The following is a 13926-nucleotide window of genomic DNA, read 5'->3' on the forward strand; positions in this document are numbered from 1 at the left end:
GACTGGGTTTTCGCTGAATGAGCGTGTATCTTTAAGATAGACTGACTTTCCTCCAGCAACGGCTCTACCGAAACTAAACTGCAACTGCTAATCCAAGAAAAACAACCCCATTGGTTGTCTTTTAAAGCCTGCTTATGACCGTCAACAAGTACATCCTGTACGTAGACGACGACCCCGACGACATCCTCATTATGGAGGAAGCTTTCCGGGACGTGGATGACTACGACTTAGTAACACTCGAACACGGCGCTGCGTTACTTCATTTCCTCGAGCGCTCGCTTTGCTTCCCCAGCCTCATCGTGCTCGACATCAACATGCCGGTGCTCAACGGCCGCGAAACACTTCGCCGTCTCAAGCAGCACCCCCTGTACCAGCAGATCCCGGTTGTTCTTTTCTCCACAAGCGGCAGCCCCAGCGAACGCCTCTACGCTGCTGCCTATGGCACCGAGCTTATTTGCAAGCCATACGATTTCCATGGGCTCTGCAAATCGGTGCAGCGCCTGCTTCGCTACGCCGTCGGCGCCTAGCCCAATCTCCTTAACCCTATCGCGGTGAATGCCGCAGCCAGCGCCCAGCCGGCGCAGTAGAAACCCAGCGCCCAGTTCCCGTTGTCCTGCCGCTGCCGGCTCAACGCCGCGTAGCCGCAACCGGCCGGGAGTGCCTCTTCGGGCCCATCGGTCTGCGCCCAGTCGTGGTAGCGTGTACCCGTGAGCTGCTGCAGGTTCCGGAGCTCGCGCTGCCGGCGCTCCCGCACAGCGCGGAAGTACTTCGCCCGCTGCGGGCACGAGGGGTCGACATGCGCGGCATGGGTGAGCACGTAGCGCGCCTGGAACGGCTCCTGGTTGGGTGTTGCCTGGAACAGGAGGTCCTGCGGGAAATCCTGCCGGTTGTACCGAACATGGAGGCGGGTAAAGAAAACGTCGGCATAGGGCCCGCTGCCATCCTGCACCCACCACACGCCGGCCTGCACAAGGTCGTACAGCGAGGGCACCGTGCCCGTGCAGGGGTCGCATTTGAAGTAGTTGGCCGGGCTCACGTTCCAGGCATACTCCAGCATCGCAACGGCGCGGCCTTCCTGCTGCCAGCTCCGGTTGAACGCCAGGCTGTAAAATCGGTTGAAATCCTTCTGTACAAACAGCGGAACTTCCTGCCCCGTTGGCATGGCGGCCGTGCGGTAGTTGCTGCACTCCACGCGTCCCTGCCGGGTGAAGGCGTATACGATAAGGTCCTGGTCGCCGTCGGCATTGGCCATCCCGAGGCGGATGGGGAGCATGAACTTCGGTGATCGAAACGAGATCTGCAGCGGGCGGAGAAAGTTGTTGCTGATCCGCTTGAGCGCCGTCTCGTTCACCTTCACCACGAAAAACTTGAGGTTGCTTTTGATATAGGGCTCCAGCACTTCCCGTGCCGCGGCCGGGATCTTATAGCCGTTTGCCAGCAGCCATTCCGAAAGTCCGGCGGATTGCCTGGCGCTCAGGATCAGGATGTCGTATTCGCCCACCTGGTAGCGTGCTTCGATGCGGACGCCCTTCTGCAAGGCGCCGTCTTCAACAGCGGCCGGCGCATACTGCGTCATCGCGCGCTCCTCGTAAACGTGTTGCACGCAGGGATCCTCATCGTAGTATTCCACGAGCCGCGGGCCGCTGTAGTCGTTGAGGGTTTGAAAGATCTTCGGATCCACTACGTGGATATCGCTTTCCTTCAGCACAACGGGCACCGGCACCAGCATGGCGAAGTCGCGGAGGCTGCCCTTGAAGTCGTTGTACATCGTGATCACGTTGCGGTCGCCGTCGCGCACCAGGATCACCTGGGAAGTTTTGTTTTTGAGCGTGCCATCGGCCTTGCTGACGTAAAAGCCGCAGAAGGCAAATGCGTGCTGTGCCATGAGGGTGAAAAGCAGCAGCAGCGCGGCGCCCTTTCGGTAGGAGAGTGCCTGGATCGCTTTACGGAGAGGGCCGGTAAAGGGCAACGGTACCTGTTGCCAGCGGAAGCCGCGCGCCGGGAGGAGCCGGTCGAGCAGCGGCACGAGCGGGGCCGCGAGCAGCAGCACATACAGGGGCGTATTGTACCACCAGCGGAAAGCAGCGAGGTAAAAGGCAAGGGCGCCGACGCCAAAGCCCCAGGCAACGCGCGCCACCGGGTGCGCCGGCGTGCTGCGCGGATCGGAGATCATGAAAAAAGTAAACAGCAGGAGGCTTCCCGTGCTGAGCGTGTGTACAAAATGATCGGCCGGCCAGCCCAGCACCCAGAGTTGCCGCCAGGCCATAAGGCCCGCGTAGCCGGCGAGGAAGGCGAGGCTGACATCGAGCTTCTGCACCCGCGTCACGACAATGGTGCCCAGCGTGAGGATCGAAAAAAAGAGCACCGTGCCGCTGCCCCATTGCCCCGGCGAAAGCCAGGCATCGCCGCTGAAAAGCAGCACCGCTACGATCCCGATCGCTGAAGGGTTGAAGAGGTGGCGGCCGCCGACGCGCAGCACATACTTGGAGCCGACCGTGATAAGGGCTGCCAGGAGGCTCGTACTCCAATGATTGCAGCGCAGCAGGAGACAGAGGCTCAGCGCGCTGATGAGAACGCTGAAGCCCCAGCGCCCGAAGCCTTCTGCGCCACGAAGGGGCAGGAAGCGACGCTGGCGCGCTGATTCGAAGACATATTGAAAAAGAACGCAGCCGCCAACCGAGGCGATGCAATGAGCGGCGCCCAGCGGCCAGTGCAGCCACAGGCATCCGTATGCGAGAAACAGGAGTTGGAAGCCCGCCTGGAACCAGCGCGGGTCGAGGGTCAGTGACTTCTCCATGGCAGTATGCTTTTCCCTTGGATGCTACTGCCGCACGGATTTCATAAAGCTTATTCGTCTTCGATGCCTTTGGAGCGGGCGGAGCTTTCGGGCCAGGGCAGGGGTGCATCGTTGGCGGAGCGTGGATGGCGCTCCTGCTGCGAGGTCTGCGCCGTCTCCTGAGACTCTTCGCCGGGATTATGGGTGTTGACGGAGGCGAAGCCCGGGGCGGGCGATTGCTCGTTGTTGCGCGCTGCTTCGTATTGCTTGTCGCTCATGGCTTTTCCCGGATCTACCGAAAATGCTGTGCCAGAGCGGGTCAGCCGAGGTGCTTTACGTATTTTTTTCCTTCCTGCACAAAGCCCATGCGCTGCAGGAAAGTGGCGTGGTTGGCATTGGCCACCTCGTTGTACACGATGCGCCGCACGTGCTGCCGCTCGAGGAAGTTGCGGCCCTTGTCGAACAGGAAGGTGCCCACCTTGAAATCGCGGTATTTGGGCACGGTGTAGTTGAGCCGAACCGTAAGCGTGCCCCCATCTTCGACCGAGGCGGCAAATACGTTGGCGATGGCCATATCGCGGAGCACAAAGAAGCGGAGGTTTTCGCCCGGCCCTTCCTGGTAGTTGGGGAAGTAGTCGGCGATATCCTTGCCGTAAAAGCGGAGGAACTTCTGCACCAGCGGATCGCCGGCCGAGTAGGGAACCAGGTCGAAGTCTTCCTCGGCCCGGTAGCGGTACACTTTCACCAGGTGATAGGCATTGATTACCAGCAGGATGCTGTTGGTGAGGATCACGGGAAAGGCCCCGAACAGCGCGCCGTACACGATAAAGCTGAGACAGCCGAGGGTATTGAACCAGCGGAACTGGAGGTCGTTGCTGACCAGCAGCGAAAGGGCGAGGAAGAGCGTGGCCAGGTATCCGACAAGTGCGATCATAGGGTGCTGTTTTGGGGGTGCAAAAGTAGTCTCCCCGGGGCAGGGAGCAAAATGGTACTGCATTTGCCAACCCTGTGAGGGCCCTGTTAAAAAAGGGGCAGCAGCGTGTTAAAGGAAAGCCCGGCCGCAGGAGTACCGGGGCGGAACGGCTAATTTTAGCTACCAATGAACCCTATGCTCCGGAAAACCGCCGTCCTTACCCTGCTTGCCTCCAGCCTTTCGGGCCTCGCTAAAGCGCAGCCCATGGCCCTTACAACCGATAGTACTGAAATTGCCTTTGCCAGCGACACGCAGGCGCCGATGTTCGTGGAAAAGTTGTGGCTCAAGGGCAACAACAACCGCACGGCCACCCGGATGCTCTTTACGGAGCTCGCGCAGCGCCGGCCGCAGGCCCTTTTCCTTCTCGGCGACGTGGTGAACCTCGGCTACAGCAACGCGCAGTGGCGCCCGATGGACCGCTACCTCAGCTCCCTCCGCGAGCACGGGGTGCCGGTGCACGCCATCCTGGGCAACCACGAGGTCATGGGGCGCCCCATGGCCGGTGAGCGCAAGTTCCAGCAACGCTTTCCCGACCATGTGCGCACCGGCTCGGTGCAGGTGGTCGATTCGGTAGCCGTGGTGCTCCTTAATTCCAATTTCAAAAGCCTCTCGGCCGCCGAGGACGCAGAGCAGCAGCGCTGGTACCTGGACACCCTCAAGGCACTCAATGGCAACCCCGCCGTACAGTACATTATCGTAAGCTGCCACCATTCGCCCTATACCAACAGCAAGATCGTGGGGGTGAGTCACGCGGTGCAGCAGCGCTTCGTGCCGGCCTTCCTGGAAACGCCGAAATGCCGCCTCTTCCTGTCGGGCCACTCGCACAACTACGAGCACTTCCATGTGGGAGGAAAGGATTTCATGGTGATCGGCGGCGGCGGCGGTCTGCACCAGCCCCTGCGGCCCGGCAAGGACGAACTGTCGGACGTAGCCACCGATTACAAGCCGCTGTTTCATTACCTCACCGTGCGCCGCGCCAAGGACCATCTCGAGGTGTCGTCGCATGAGCTCAGCACCGATTTTACGGCTTTCCAGGAAGGCCGCAAGGTGGCCATCCAGCATGATGAAGAAAAGGTGCTGGTGGTGAGTACGCCGGTGCAGAGCCCACAGGGCATTACCGCGGCCAACAAATAGATCCCGCCTCTTCGGAAAATAGAAAAAGGCAGTCCGCAGGACTGCCTTTTTAATGTCGTATTGACGAAGCGTGGGCGCTTAGTAGCGACGTCCGCCGCCACCGTAGTTACCGCCGCCGCCGCTATTGCCGCCGCCGTAACCGCCACCACCGCCGCGGTTGCCACCGCCGCCGTAGTTGCCGCCGCCGCCGCCACCGTAACCACCACCGCCACCGGGACGGAAGGGTCGCTGGCCGCCGCCGCCACCACCGGGGCCGCGCTCTTCGGCTTTCTTCACGATCAGTTGTTTTTTACCGAAGGCAATATCTTTCAGGTGCTCGATGGCATCGAGGCCATCCTGCTCGTTTTGCATATCTACGAAACCGAAGCCGCGGCTTTTGCCGGTTTCTTTATCGATCGCCACTTTGGCGGAGTTCAGGGGGCCGAATTTCTCGAAGATCTCTGTCAGTTCCGCATCATCCATGTCATACGGCAGGCCAGCTACAAAAAGTTTCATACTGTGACGATTGAATTGGGTTGGAAGGGTAAATCTACACAACTTTATTTTGCGAGGCCTCTTTTTTCCGCGCCGGGCGTGGATTTTATCGCGTTGCGTAAAACCCGGCCTGGAGAGGGCCGGGTTTTACGCTCGGGTCGGAGCGATCAGAGGGCAACGCCCGACTGGTACTGCTTCCACTTGCGCTGTTGCACCGAGCGGAGCACTACTTTCTCGTCGGCGCTCTGGAGGGTTACATACCAGGTTTTGCCTTTTTCGGTTTCCACCACGAAGAGGTCCGAGATCCAGCGGCCGTTCATCTCGGCGCTGAGGCTGGCACGCAGGGCTGCGGGCAGGGTGGCCGGCGACAGCTGCCGCGTGAGGGCGATCAGGGAACCTTCGCTGTTGTAGTAGGCGTTCAGTACCGTGCCGTCGAAGGTGAAGTTAACCTTGAAGAGGCCGTTCAGCTCCGTCCATTGGGCGTTGCTGGCGCCTCCAAAGCGGCTTTCGAAGGCGGCGGTTACTGTGGGGTTTTCGTACGCGGGGGCAGCCTGTGCCTGGTTGAAGAACACGCTGGTTACGAGGCTCAGGGCGATCAGGAACGTTTTCATGACTATTTATTTTTGTGTGTCGTTTGATTGGTTGACCACACAAAGATGGCATCGCTTAAGGTACTATGCAATACAAAGTAGTACAGAATGCCACATAGTCGTGATGAACGGTAGGATCGGCCTTGTGAACTGGTGGAAGCCCTAGCGTCGGAAGTTGGCGATGGGGCCTTCCTCCACGCGCGTGCTGATTTCGCGGCGCTCGCGCCAGGTGGAAAGGGCTACCGACGCCAGCAGGCAAAGACCACCCAGCAGGAGCAGTCCCAGCACAAGGCCGTGCTGCGGCTCGCCGTAGATCGTCTGGCGGTTTCCCTCGGTAATAACGATACGCTCGGCGGTGGAGCGGTAGATGGCATAGCCGATCGAGGCAAGGGCTACGATCAGTAAAATAGGAATCCAGGAACGCTTATCCATAACCGTTTTTTACGGCAGTGTTGCAAAAGAGATACCACGCGGCCGAACATGAAGCCGGAAGTGGGAAGTTGGACGGGTGTTTTAACATAATCGTGAGGCTATATCCTCCGGCAGATGGGGTGAGCAGTGAGCGGGTGAACAGTGAGCGCGTGAGCAGTTCAAAGATTTTGGAGCGAGCTAGCTACGTTTCGATCGTCGTAAGAATAAACGAAGCCCCTTCCGATGCGGGGGATATGAGGTCTGCGCAGATCCTGTAAATCTTATTTAATCTGTGTTCTTTCTCTCCCCGGGCTCCACGTCAAAATACAGGTGATCATGATTGTGGCAACGCGGGTTGAAGGCGCTCGCGCAATGCGGGCATTTGTACCCGCTGGCAAAGTACGCATGGATCGTCAGCTCCGTTTTGCACGCGCCACAAAGGATCGCCTTCGTGTGCCACTCGCTTTCGGGCCAGCGTTGCACCGCGTGCCCCGCCGCTTCCTCGTGGCAATGGATACAGGGATACCACTCGCCGCAGCACCTGAATTTCAGGGCGATGATATCAAGCGGCGAGTGGTAGTGCTCGCAGCGTGTTTCGTCGTCGATGGGAAAGCCTTTGATGTCCGGAGCCGGCATCCTGCAAAGTAACGCGAACATCGATTGTGCTGTAACGGGGCGTCGTCGTTTCTTAAACGTTTATCCCGCCGCTTACTTCAATTCGCTGCCCGTTCACCCAGCGCGCGTCTTCGCTGCAGAGGAAGGCCACGACGCCGCCGATGTCCTCGGCATTGCCAACGCGGCCAAGCGGCGTCATCGAAGCAAGTCGCTCTTTGAGCTGCGGGTTGCTGCGGATCGCGGCGCTGTTGAAGTCGGTTTCGATGGGACCCGGTGCCACGACATTGGCGCGGATGCCCTTGGGTCCGAGCTCTTTGGCCAGGTAGCGCGTGAATACTTCGACCGCACCTTTCATCGACGCATACACCGAGTAGCCCGGGTTGACGAAGCGCGTGGTACCGGTGGAAATGTTGATGATGCCACCACCGTCGTTGAGCTGCGGGAGGAGCGCCTGCGTGAGGAAATACACGCCTTTGAAATGCACGTTGAGGAACTCGTCGAACACTTCCTCGCTCACGGAGCCGAAGGGGTGATTGCCTCCCATACCGGCATTGTTGACAAGGAAGTCGAAACGGTCGCTGCCCCAGGCGGCGCGCATGGCTTCGGAGAGTTGGGGCGCAAAGGCCGTGGCGGCGCCGGCCACCGACAGGTCGAGCGGGAGGGCGAGGGCGCGCCGGCCGAGGTCTTCGATCGCGCGCACGGTATCGTCGGCGCCGCTCTTTTCGGTTCGGTAGGTCAGCACTACGTCGAGTCCTTTGCGGGCGATGCTGAGCGCCATATCTTTTCCGAGACCGCGGCTGCCGCCGGTTACGATTGCTGTTTTCTGTGCGTTCATCTTTCTTATTTGGACCACAAAGCTACCCGGCGACCAATCCCCAAAATGGTGACTGCTTCGCGGAAAATGGTGACTACTTAAGATTTTGCGGAGAGACTGTTGCGGTACTGCTTCGGCGTCATCCCGGTAAAGGCCTTGAAGAACTTCGTGAAGTTGCTGGGGTCGTAGGTGAGCTGCCGGGCGATGGCGCCGATGGCCAGCGTGCTGTCGCGGAGCAGCTCCCGGCTCAGGGCCAGCAGGCGTTCCTCGTAATGATCACAGGTGCTGCGGCCGGTTACTTCCTTAATGGTGTTGCTGAGGTGAACCGGGTGCACATGGAGCAGCGCGGCGAGGTCGCGGATCTCGAGCGCGCGCTCAGTCGTGCCCGCACGGAGCTCCGACATATGCTGGTCGAGCGCTGCGAGGTACCGGTTGGTAAGCTCCTGCTGGCGAAACGAAACAACGGCGACATTTTCCATTCCCGGCAAGGTACGACGCGACCGCCTGTGGGCGGGTGAAGCCGGCGTTAAAGGGACTGGAATCGCGTTGAGCGACCGGTGGAATTAACACATAACTTTCGGGCTCATGCAGGAACTGGATCTGACGAAACGCGTACTTATTCTAGGTCACGGGCACCTCGCATTCCGCGTGCTCCAGAAGCTGCGGCAACTCGGTTACCAGGTGCTCCACAAGCCTGCACTGACCGCTGCTCCGGACGACCTGCGCGCACCCGAGGAAAAGCTGGCGCAACTCCTCGAGGGCATCGACCTCAACGAGCTCGCGATGGCCTATGCGCTCGACGACAGCGACGACCGGAACCTCGAGCTACTCATCGCCCTCATCACCCTTTGCGACGATGTGCCGATCACGGCTGCGTTATTCAATGAAAGCCTGAGGCCGCACCTCGAGGCGGCACACCCGAATCTCCGCATCCTCAACCCGGCGCAGCTGGCAGCCCCGGTTTTTGTACAGGCGCTGGACGAGCAGGTACAACGCAAAGGGCTTCCTGTGCAGCAGTCCCGGCAGGTTCAACCGGGCAGGCGCCGCAAAGACTGGCTGGTCCCGGCGCTTGGCGCTGCGTTTCTCCTGCTGATCGTCAGCTCGGCCCTGTTCTATCATTACTACGAAGGACTTGCATGGATCGATGCCTACTATTTTGTGATCGTCACCGTAACAACGGTAGGCTATGGCGACATCAACCTGCTCCATGCCGACACGGGCAGCAAGCTGTTTGGGATCACGCTCATCCTCGCCTCCACGGTCTTCATCTGGCTGATCTTTTCACTCACCATCGACCGCATCCTGAAAGAGCGGGCCGAGTACAAGCTCGGGCACCGTCGCTATCGCTACCGTGGCCACATCATTCTTTGCGGTGTCGGGCGGCTGGGGTACTCTATAGCGGAGGAATTGTGCCGGCGTGGCGAGCGGTTTATCGTGATCGAGCAAAATGCTGCGGCGCCCCACGTGGAGTACCTCCGCAACCGGGGCATCGCGGTGTATATCGGCAACGCCCGATCGTCGCGCGTGCTGCGGGCAACAGGCGCGGCCCATGCCAAGGCCGTGATTTCTGTGATCGACAATGACCTGGGTAACCTCGAGATCGGCCTTAATGCGCGCTCGCTGCAGCCTGGCCTCCGGCTTATCCTGCGTGTGTTTGACGATTCGATGGCGCGCGTGCTCCGGGAGAAGCTCGACATCCACCTCTCGCTCAGTACATCGGCTGTAGCGGATGCTGCATTCGTAGACCAGCTTACCAAAGAAAAATCTTAATCGCCACCGCCGCAACCCGAGCTGCAGGAGCTGCACGAGGAGTCGCCTCCACTATCGCCGCCGTCGCCCGCATCTTCGCCCCAGGAGCCCGATGCACCGGCGCCACCGCCATCGCCACCTTCAAAGCCGCCAAAGGAAAGTGCATCCGCATCGCCATCGAAAGAAGCATGGAGCGGCTCTGCACCAAAATCAACACTGTCGCCACTATCCGCGCCTGCATAGGTCGGCACACGCTTGCGCTTGCTGATGCCGCCGGCATTGCTATCGCTCGCATCGAACTTCGGATCGTACCAGATGTCCATCGATGGCTCGTAGCCGAATTCACTCCGGTAGAGATTCAGCGTGTCGGTGTATTGCGCGCGGAAGCAGGCGGTCTGGTCGTCGAAAGGCGTCAGCTCGGGCTCGTGTTCGAACGCACATCCGATCACGTCATCGCAAAAACCACGGTAGCCCCGGCTGAAGAGCAGGTGTTCGTGCCAAACCTGGTCGATAACGCGCGATGGGGTAACCACGAAGTCGGAGATAATGCCGAGGTACACGAACTTCTTGTACTCTACGAGCGCGCGTAAGGCAAAGCCGTGGTTCCAGCCCAGCTTTCGCGCAAGCTTATCCGCAAAGGCACGCGTGGATGCATCGGCCCCGCCGAAGCGGGCACGCACCTGGTCCCACAGCGAGGCCGGTACGAGGTGGTCGAAATGATAATGCCGCAGGCGCAGCCACAGCTCTTTTTTGGTCATGATCGGATGAGGTTTCGCTAAAGATAAGCCCGGCCGTGGTCCGGACCCAACGCCGAAAAACGGGCATCCGTCTACGATCACGCCCGGCAGGTCTATTGCGCCCGCGAAACGCTATCCGGGCACTGTACTTTTACATTGTCCTACGGAAAACGCCCCTTGAAAAACCTGACCTGAAGCCCTTTTAACCTGAACGCTCCGACTTTCTGATCCGACCCTTTGTCCTTTTGACCGAACCGTTCCGACCTTTTAACCTGACCGCCGACATTCCGATCCTGAACGACCAAAACTAACTGAAGACCTGAGCCCTCCGTTTCTGATCCGACCCTTTGAAAACCGATCCTTTATCCCGTATCCTTTTACAAGTCACACTACCATCTTAGCGCCGCAGGCGCTTTTTTTATGCCCTGCCGTATGCGCCTAAAATCGACGCTTTGCCTCATCCGGCTGGCACAGCTTTTTTGACCCCTTCGTATATGAAGGAAACTACCACCGACATCGTGCTCATCGGTGCGGGCATCATGAGTGCCACGCTGGGTATGCTGTTAAAGCAACTCGATCCATCGTACCGCGTTGAGATCTTCGAGCGGCTCGAAGCTGCCGCCGCCGAAAGCTCCGACGCCTGGAATAACGCCGGCACGGGTCACTCGGCTTTCTGCGAGCTGAACTACACTCCCGAGCGGCCCGACGGAAGCATCGATATCGCCAAGGCCGTCAAGATCGCCGAATCGTTCGAGGTGTCGAAGCAGTTCTGGGCATACCTCGTGGAGCAAGGCGTCATCAAGGTGCCGGACAACTTTATCCATCCCATCCCCCATATGAGTTTTGTTTGGGGCGAAGCGAATGTTACCTATCTGAAGAAGCGTCACGCGGCGCTGCAGGAGTGCCATCTCTTTCGTGGTATGGCCTTCTCGGAAGATCCCGCCGTTATCGCGCGCTGGGTGCCACTCGTAATGCAGGACCGTAGTTCTACGGATCCCGTGGCCGCCACGCGGATGGACCTCGGTACCGACGTCAACTTCGGTGCCCTCACGCGCTGTCTCTTCGAGTGCCTTCAGAAAGACGAGGCCGTGCACCTGCATTTTAACCACGAGGTGCTTGACCTCGAGCAGCGCGATGGCTACTGGCATGTGCGTGTCAAAGACGAATCAAGCGGCGAGAAGCGCACGGTGCGCGCGCCCTTTGTGTTTATCGGCGCCGGTGGTGGATCGCTGTCCCTCCTGCTGAAGACGGGCATACCCGAGGGCAAGGGATTCGGCGGCTTCCCCGTGAGCGGGCAATGGCTTCGCTGCAGCAACGAAGACGTTATCCGGCAACACGAGGCGAAGGTGTACGGAACTGCCGCAGTCGGCTCTCCGCCGATGTCGGTTCCGCACCTCGATACGCGCTGGATCAAAGGCAAGCGCGAGCTCCTGTTTGGTCCATACGCTGGCTTCACGACGCGCTTCCTCAAGCACGGCTCCGTGCTCGACCTGTTCCGGTCGATCAAGCTCAGTAACCTGCGGCCGATGCTGTCGGCGGGCATGCACAACCTGCCGCTTACAAAATACCTGATCGAGCAGGTGCGGCTTACACCGGAGGCGCGGCTCGATATGCTGCGCGAATATTATCCCGCGGCACGGGCAGAGGACTGGGAGCTGGCGATTGCGGGCTACCGCGTGCAGGTGATCAAGAAAGACGAAGAGGAGGGAGGTATCCTGGAGTTCGGCACAGAGGTCGTGTCGGCGCAGGATGGCAGCATCGCGGCGCTGCTGGGTGCCTCGCCCGGCGCATCGACGGCTGTGTCGATCATGCTCGACCTGCTGCGCCGCTGCTTCCCGCAAAAACTGGCATCGGAGGCCTGGCAGCAAAAATTGCGTACGCTCATTCCCAGCTACGGACGCCCGCTGGGGAACGATGCGGCACTCTGCGCCGAGGTACGTGCGTATACAGGCCGTGTGTTGGGTATACCGCAATCAGCAACGGCAACGGCTTCCTGATTTTGGCACGTTTTTTCTCACTCAAAAAGAAAATAATGTGCGATATGGATATGCAGAAAAATTCCGGTGCTGATAAAAGAAAGCGCAAGCCGCTGCAAAAAGCTACCCTCGTTTATTCCGTAAAGACCGGACAGTATAATTGCGGTACCTATGCCCGCGAGGCGCAGATGAATGCCGCCACAATCTGGAAGCGCGCGTAAGCATCCGCGTCATTCCCTTACGATCCACCCACAACAAATGATTCGCTGTTCGCCGGTCGCGGTACCGTGCAACAAAACCCCGGCTATGCGCGCGTTGCAGGCCGCGGGGTAAGCCGGAAGGCCGCGGCTCATTTTTTGCCCAAAACAGTTTCATGATTCCTCTCCTGCTCCTGGCAGGCGGTGCGGCCGCCTGGATCGTTTATAAAGCACGGCATGTGCCCGTGCCCCGGCGTCGCTGGCGGCGTTTTCGCGCCCCCGGTACCCGCGATCTGGATGCTCCCGCCTGCCAGGCCCTGGAAGGCGTATACCGCGTTACGGCCGGATCGGAATTCTTCGGAATGACCGCCGTGCTCAAATGGAGCTACACACGCAACGGCGAAGCAGTTCAGCAGCACCTCTCGTTTTTTTGCGAGAACGACGGCGCCTACCTCGTTTGCGGCGCACGCTCGGAAGGACCCAAAGCCCTGCTCCACGGCTACTGGCGCAAGCTCTCGGCCTCGGGTACCGGTATCGTTCGGCTGGAGCAGCGCGGCGAGCGCTGGGTGGGCTTCTACGGCAAGCGCAACCAGCGCCCCGGAAACCTCTTTTCGCTCGAGCGCATCGGTCCGATTCCCGCGCTGCCGCCCTTTCACATCATTGCCCACCGCGGCGGCGCCCGTAACGTAGACTTCCTCCCGGTATCCGAAAATTCATTGGCCATGCTGCTGATGGCCGCCCGCCTCGGGGCCACCGGCGTGGAGATCGATATACGCTGGACGAAAGACGAGGTGCCGGTGCTGTCGCACGACAGCTTCCTGGCATTCGACTCGGTGAAGAACTCGCTCTTCAAAGGTTTTATCGGCGATCATACGCTCGCGCAGCTGCGGCGTATCCGGCTGCGTAAGGGCGGCCAGGTGCCAACGCTCCGTGAGGCGCTCAACGCGGTACTTTACCGGACGCCGCTGGAGGTGGTCTGGCTTGACATCAAGGAGCCGCACGACCTCAGCGAGGTGTACGCGATGCAGCAGGAATACATAGCCGCCGCGGCAGCGATCGATCGCCGACTGGAAATCTTTATCGGCGTTCCCGACAAGGACGTGCGGTCCCGCTTCGAAGCGCTGCCCGGCTACCGCGGGATCCCGTCGCTCTGCGAGCTTGGACCCGAAGTGGCCGATGCTATCTCGGCCGATGTATGGGCGCCGCAATACACCGGTGGCCCGCAACCCGAGGCAGTGGCCGCGCAACAGGCGCAAGGCCGGCGCGTCTTTGTGTGGTCGCTCGACAGCCCGCTGATGATCAGCTATTACCTGAGCCGCAGCGCCTTCGACGGGCTTGTAACGAATGCCGCGCCGGTGGTGGCCCATTGGTGGCTGACGCAGGCGGGAAGTAAGGAGGCCGCGCCGGTAGTGGTGCATCCACCGGAGACCGTTAATGCTACAGATAAATAACGACGAAGCCCCACTCAGTGGGGCTTCGC

At 59.9% G+C, this 13926-nt stretch carries 16 protein-coding genes; 6 read left to right on the forward strand and 10 right to left on the reverse strand.

Annotated features, from left to right (window positions below):
* Positions 1 to 134: 134 nt before the first annotated feature.
* Positions 135 to 527, forward strand: a complete 393-nt coding sequence (locus tag ACYU7Z_RS13210) for a response regulator (protein ID WP_460571194.1) — start codon at positions 135 to 137, stop codon at positions 525 to 527.
* On the opposite strand, the gene ACYU7Z_RS13215 is transcribed toward ACYU7Z_RS13210, so the two are convergent.
* Genes ACYU7Z_RS13215 through ACYU7Z_RS13225 form a run of 3 tightly spaced genes read right to left on the reverse strand, consistent with a single transcriptional unit; the run spans position 524 to position 3710 of the window.
* Complete coding sequence (locus ACYU7Z_RS13215; protein WP_460571196.1) at positions 524 to 2797, reverse strand: DUF2330 domain-containing protein; 2274 nt, start codon at positions 2795 to 2797, stop codon at positions 524 to 526. The two genes, ACYU7Z_RS13210 and ACYU7Z_RS13215, sit on opposite strands and share 4 nt — an antisense overlap.
* Positions 2798 to 2847: 50 nt before the next feature.
* Positions 2848 to 3054 carry a hypothetical protein gene (locus ACYU7Z_RS13220; RefSeq protein ID WP_460571198.1) on the reverse strand — a complete coding sequence of 69 codons (207 nt, stop codon included), beginning with the start codon at positions 3052 to 3054 and terminating at the stop codon, positions 2848 to 2850.
* Positions 3055 to 3095: 41 nt separating this feature from the next.
* Complete coding sequence (locus tag ACYU7Z_RS13225; protein WP_460571200.1) at positions 3096 to 3710, reverse strand: hypothetical protein; 615 nt, start codon at positions 3708 to 3710, stop codon at positions 3096 to 3098.
* Between the two features lie 165 nt (positions 3711 to 3875).
* Between ACYU7Z_RS13225 and ACYU7Z_RS13230 the strand changes: the two genes are divergently transcribed.
* Positions 3876 to 4883 (forward strand): metallophosphoesterase family protein, encoded by a 1008-nt coding sequence (locus tag ACYU7Z_RS13230; RefSeq protein ID WP_460571202.1) that lies wholly within the window; start codon positions 3876 to 3878, stop codon positions 4881 to 4883.
* A gap of 78 nt (positions 4884 to 4961) precedes the next feature.
* Here the strand turns inward: ACYU7Z_RS13230 and ACYU7Z_RS13235 are convergent, their stop codons facing one another.
* The 6 genes from ACYU7Z_RS13235 to ACYU7Z_RS13260 form a co-directional block, all read right to left on the reverse strand.
* Entirely contained in the window at positions 4962 to 5378 is a 417-nt protein-coding gene (locus ACYU7Z_RS13235; RefSeq protein ID WP_460571204.1) for an RNA recognition motif domain-containing protein, read from the reverse strand.
* A gap of 146 nt (positions 5379 to 5524) precedes the next feature.
* On the reverse strand, positions 5525 to 5968 hold the full coding sequence (locus ACYU7Z_RS13240; RefSeq protein WP_460571206.1) for a hypothetical protein: 444 nt from the start codon (positions 5966 to 5968) through the stop codon (positions 5525 to 5527).
* Positions 5969 to 6109: 141 nt separating this feature from the next.
* Positions 6110 to 6379 carry a hypothetical protein gene (locus tag ACYU7Z_RS13245; protein WP_460571208.1) on the reverse strand — a complete coding sequence of 90 codons (270 nt, stop codon included), beginning with the start codon at positions 6377 to 6379 and terminating at the stop codon, positions 6110 to 6112.
* A 264-nt stretch (positions 6380 to 6643) separates the two neighbouring features.
* Positions 6644 to 6994, reverse strand: coding sequence for a CHY zinc finger protein (locus ACYU7Z_RS13250; protein ID WP_460571210.1), 351 nt, complete (start codon positions 6992 to 6994; stop codon positions 6644 to 6646).
* 52 nt (positions 6995 to 7046) lie between these two features.
* Complete coding sequence (locus ACYU7Z_RS13255) at positions 7047 to 7808, reverse strand: SDR family NAD(P)-dependent oxidoreductase (RefSeq protein ID WP_460571212.1); 762 nt, start codon at positions 7806 to 7808, stop codon at positions 7047 to 7049.
* A 77-nt stretch (positions 7809 to 7885) separates the two neighbouring features.
* The gene (locus ACYU7Z_RS13260; RefSeq protein ID WP_460571214.1) at positions 7886 to 8266 is read right to left on the reverse strand and encodes a helix-turn-helix domain-containing protein; all 381 of its coding nucleotides are present in this window, start codon (positions 8264 to 8266) and stop codon (positions 7886 to 7888) included.
* Between the two features lie 106 nt (positions 8267 to 8372).
* On the opposite strand from ACYU7Z_RS13260, the gene ACYU7Z_RS13265 reads away from it, so the two are divergent.
* Positions 8373 to 9557 (forward strand): potassium channel family protein, encoded by a 1185-nt coding sequence (locus tag ACYU7Z_RS13265; protein WP_460571216.1) that lies wholly within the window; start codon positions 8373 to 8375, stop codon positions 9555 to 9557.
* On the opposite strand, the gene ACYU7Z_RS13270 is transcribed toward ACYU7Z_RS13265, so the two are convergent.
* Positions 9554 to 10294, reverse strand: a complete 741-nt coding sequence (locus tag ACYU7Z_RS13270) for a glycine-rich domain-containing protein (protein WP_460571218.1) — start codon at positions 10292 to 10294, stop codon at positions 9554 to 9556. The two genes, ACYU7Z_RS13265 and ACYU7Z_RS13270, sit on opposite strands and share 4 nt — an antisense overlap.
* A 473-nt stretch (positions 10295 to 10767) precedes the next feature.
* Between ACYU7Z_RS13270 and ACYU7Z_RS13275 the strand changes: the two genes are divergently transcribed.
* The 3 genes from ACYU7Z_RS13275 (at position 10768) to ACYU7Z_RS13285 (ending at position 13897) form a co-directional block, all read left to right on the forward strand.
* The gene (locus tag ACYU7Z_RS13275) at positions 10768 to 12270 is read left to right on the forward strand and encodes a malate:quinone oxidoreductase (RefSeq protein WP_460571220.1); all 1503 of its coding nucleotides are present in this window, start codon (positions 10768 to 10770) and stop codon (positions 12268 to 12270) included.
* A 44-nt stretch (positions 12271 to 12314) separates the two neighbouring features.
* Entirely contained in the window at positions 12315 to 12470 is a 156-nt protein-coding gene (locus ACYU7Z_RS13280; RefSeq protein WP_460571222.1) for a hypothetical protein, read from the forward strand.
* A gap of 152 nt (positions 12471 to 12622) precedes the next feature.
* Positions 12623 to 13897 (forward strand): glycerophosphodiester phosphodiesterase, encoded by a 1275-nt coding sequence (locus tag ACYU7Z_RS13285; RefSeq protein WP_460571224.1) that lies wholly within the window; start codon positions 12623 to 12625, stop codon positions 13895 to 13897.
* The last annotated feature ends 29 nt before the right edge of the window (positions 13898 to 13926 follow it).

It is taken from the genome of Flaviaestuariibacter terrae (genome assembly GCF_054777635.1).

Coding starts and splice junctions, on each gene's coding strand:
- ACYU7Z_RS13215 (WP_460571196.1), bottom strand. CDS start 2,797: ATGGAGAAGTCACTGACCCTCGACCCGCGCTGGTTCCAGGCGGGCTTC.
- ACYU7Z_RS13250 (WP_460571210.1), bottom strand. CDS start 6,994: ATGCCGGCTCCGGACATCAAAGGCTTTCCCATCGACGACGAAACACGC.
- ACYU7Z_RS13265 (WP_460571216.1), top strand. CDS start 8,373: ATGCAGGAACTGGATCTGACGAAACGCGTACTTATTCTAGGTCACGGG.
- ACYU7Z_RS13280 (WP_460571222.1), top strand. CDS start 12,315: ATGGATATGCAGAAAAATTCCGGTGCTGATAAAAGAAAGCGCAAGCCG.
- ACYU7Z_RS13210 (WP_460571194.1), top strand. CDS start 135: ATGACCGTCAACAAGTACATCCTGTACGTAGACGACGACCCCGACGAC.
- ACYU7Z_RS13220 (WP_460571198.1), bottom strand. CDS start 3,054: ATGAGCGACAAGCAATACGAAGCAGCGCGCAACAACGAGCAATCGCCC.
- ACYU7Z_RS13275 (WP_460571220.1), top strand. CDS start 10,768: ATGAAGGAAACTACCACCGACATCGTGCTCATCGGTGCGGGCATCATG.
- ACYU7Z_RS13255 (WP_460571212.1), bottom strand. CDS start 7,808: ATGAACGCACAGAAAACAGCAATCGTAACCGGCGGCAGCCGCGGTCTC.
- ACYU7Z_RS13260 (WP_460571214.1), bottom strand. CDS start 8,266: ATGGAAAATGTCGCCGTTGTTTCGTTTCGCCAGCAGGAGCTTACCAAC.
- ACYU7Z_RS13225 (WP_460571200.1), bottom strand. CDS start 3,710: ATGATCGCACTTGTCGGATACCTGGCCACGCTCTTCCTCGCCCTTTCG.
- ACYU7Z_RS13235 (WP_460571204.1), bottom strand. CDS start 5,378: ATGAAACTTTTTGTAGCTGGCCTGCCGTATGACATGGATGATGCGGAA.
- ACYU7Z_RS13240 (WP_460571206.1), bottom strand. CDS start 5,968: ATGAAAACGTTCCTGATCGCCCTGAGCCTCGTAACCAGCGTGTTCTTC.
- ACYU7Z_RS13285 (WP_460571224.1), top strand. CDS start 12,623: ATGATTCCTCTCCTGCTCCTGGCAGGCGGTGCGGCCGCCTGGATCGTT.
- ACYU7Z_RS13270 (WP_460571218.1), bottom strand. CDS start 10,294: ATGACCAAAAAAGAGCTGTGGCTGCGCCTGCGGCATTATCATTTCGAC.
- ACYU7Z_RS13230 (WP_460571202.1), top strand. CDS start 3,876: ATGAACCCTATGCTCCGGAAAACCGCCGTCCTTACCCTGCTTGCCTCC.
- ACYU7Z_RS13245 (WP_460571208.1), bottom strand. CDS start 6,379: ATGGATAAGCGTTCCTGGATTCCTATTTTACTGATCGTAGCCCTTGCC.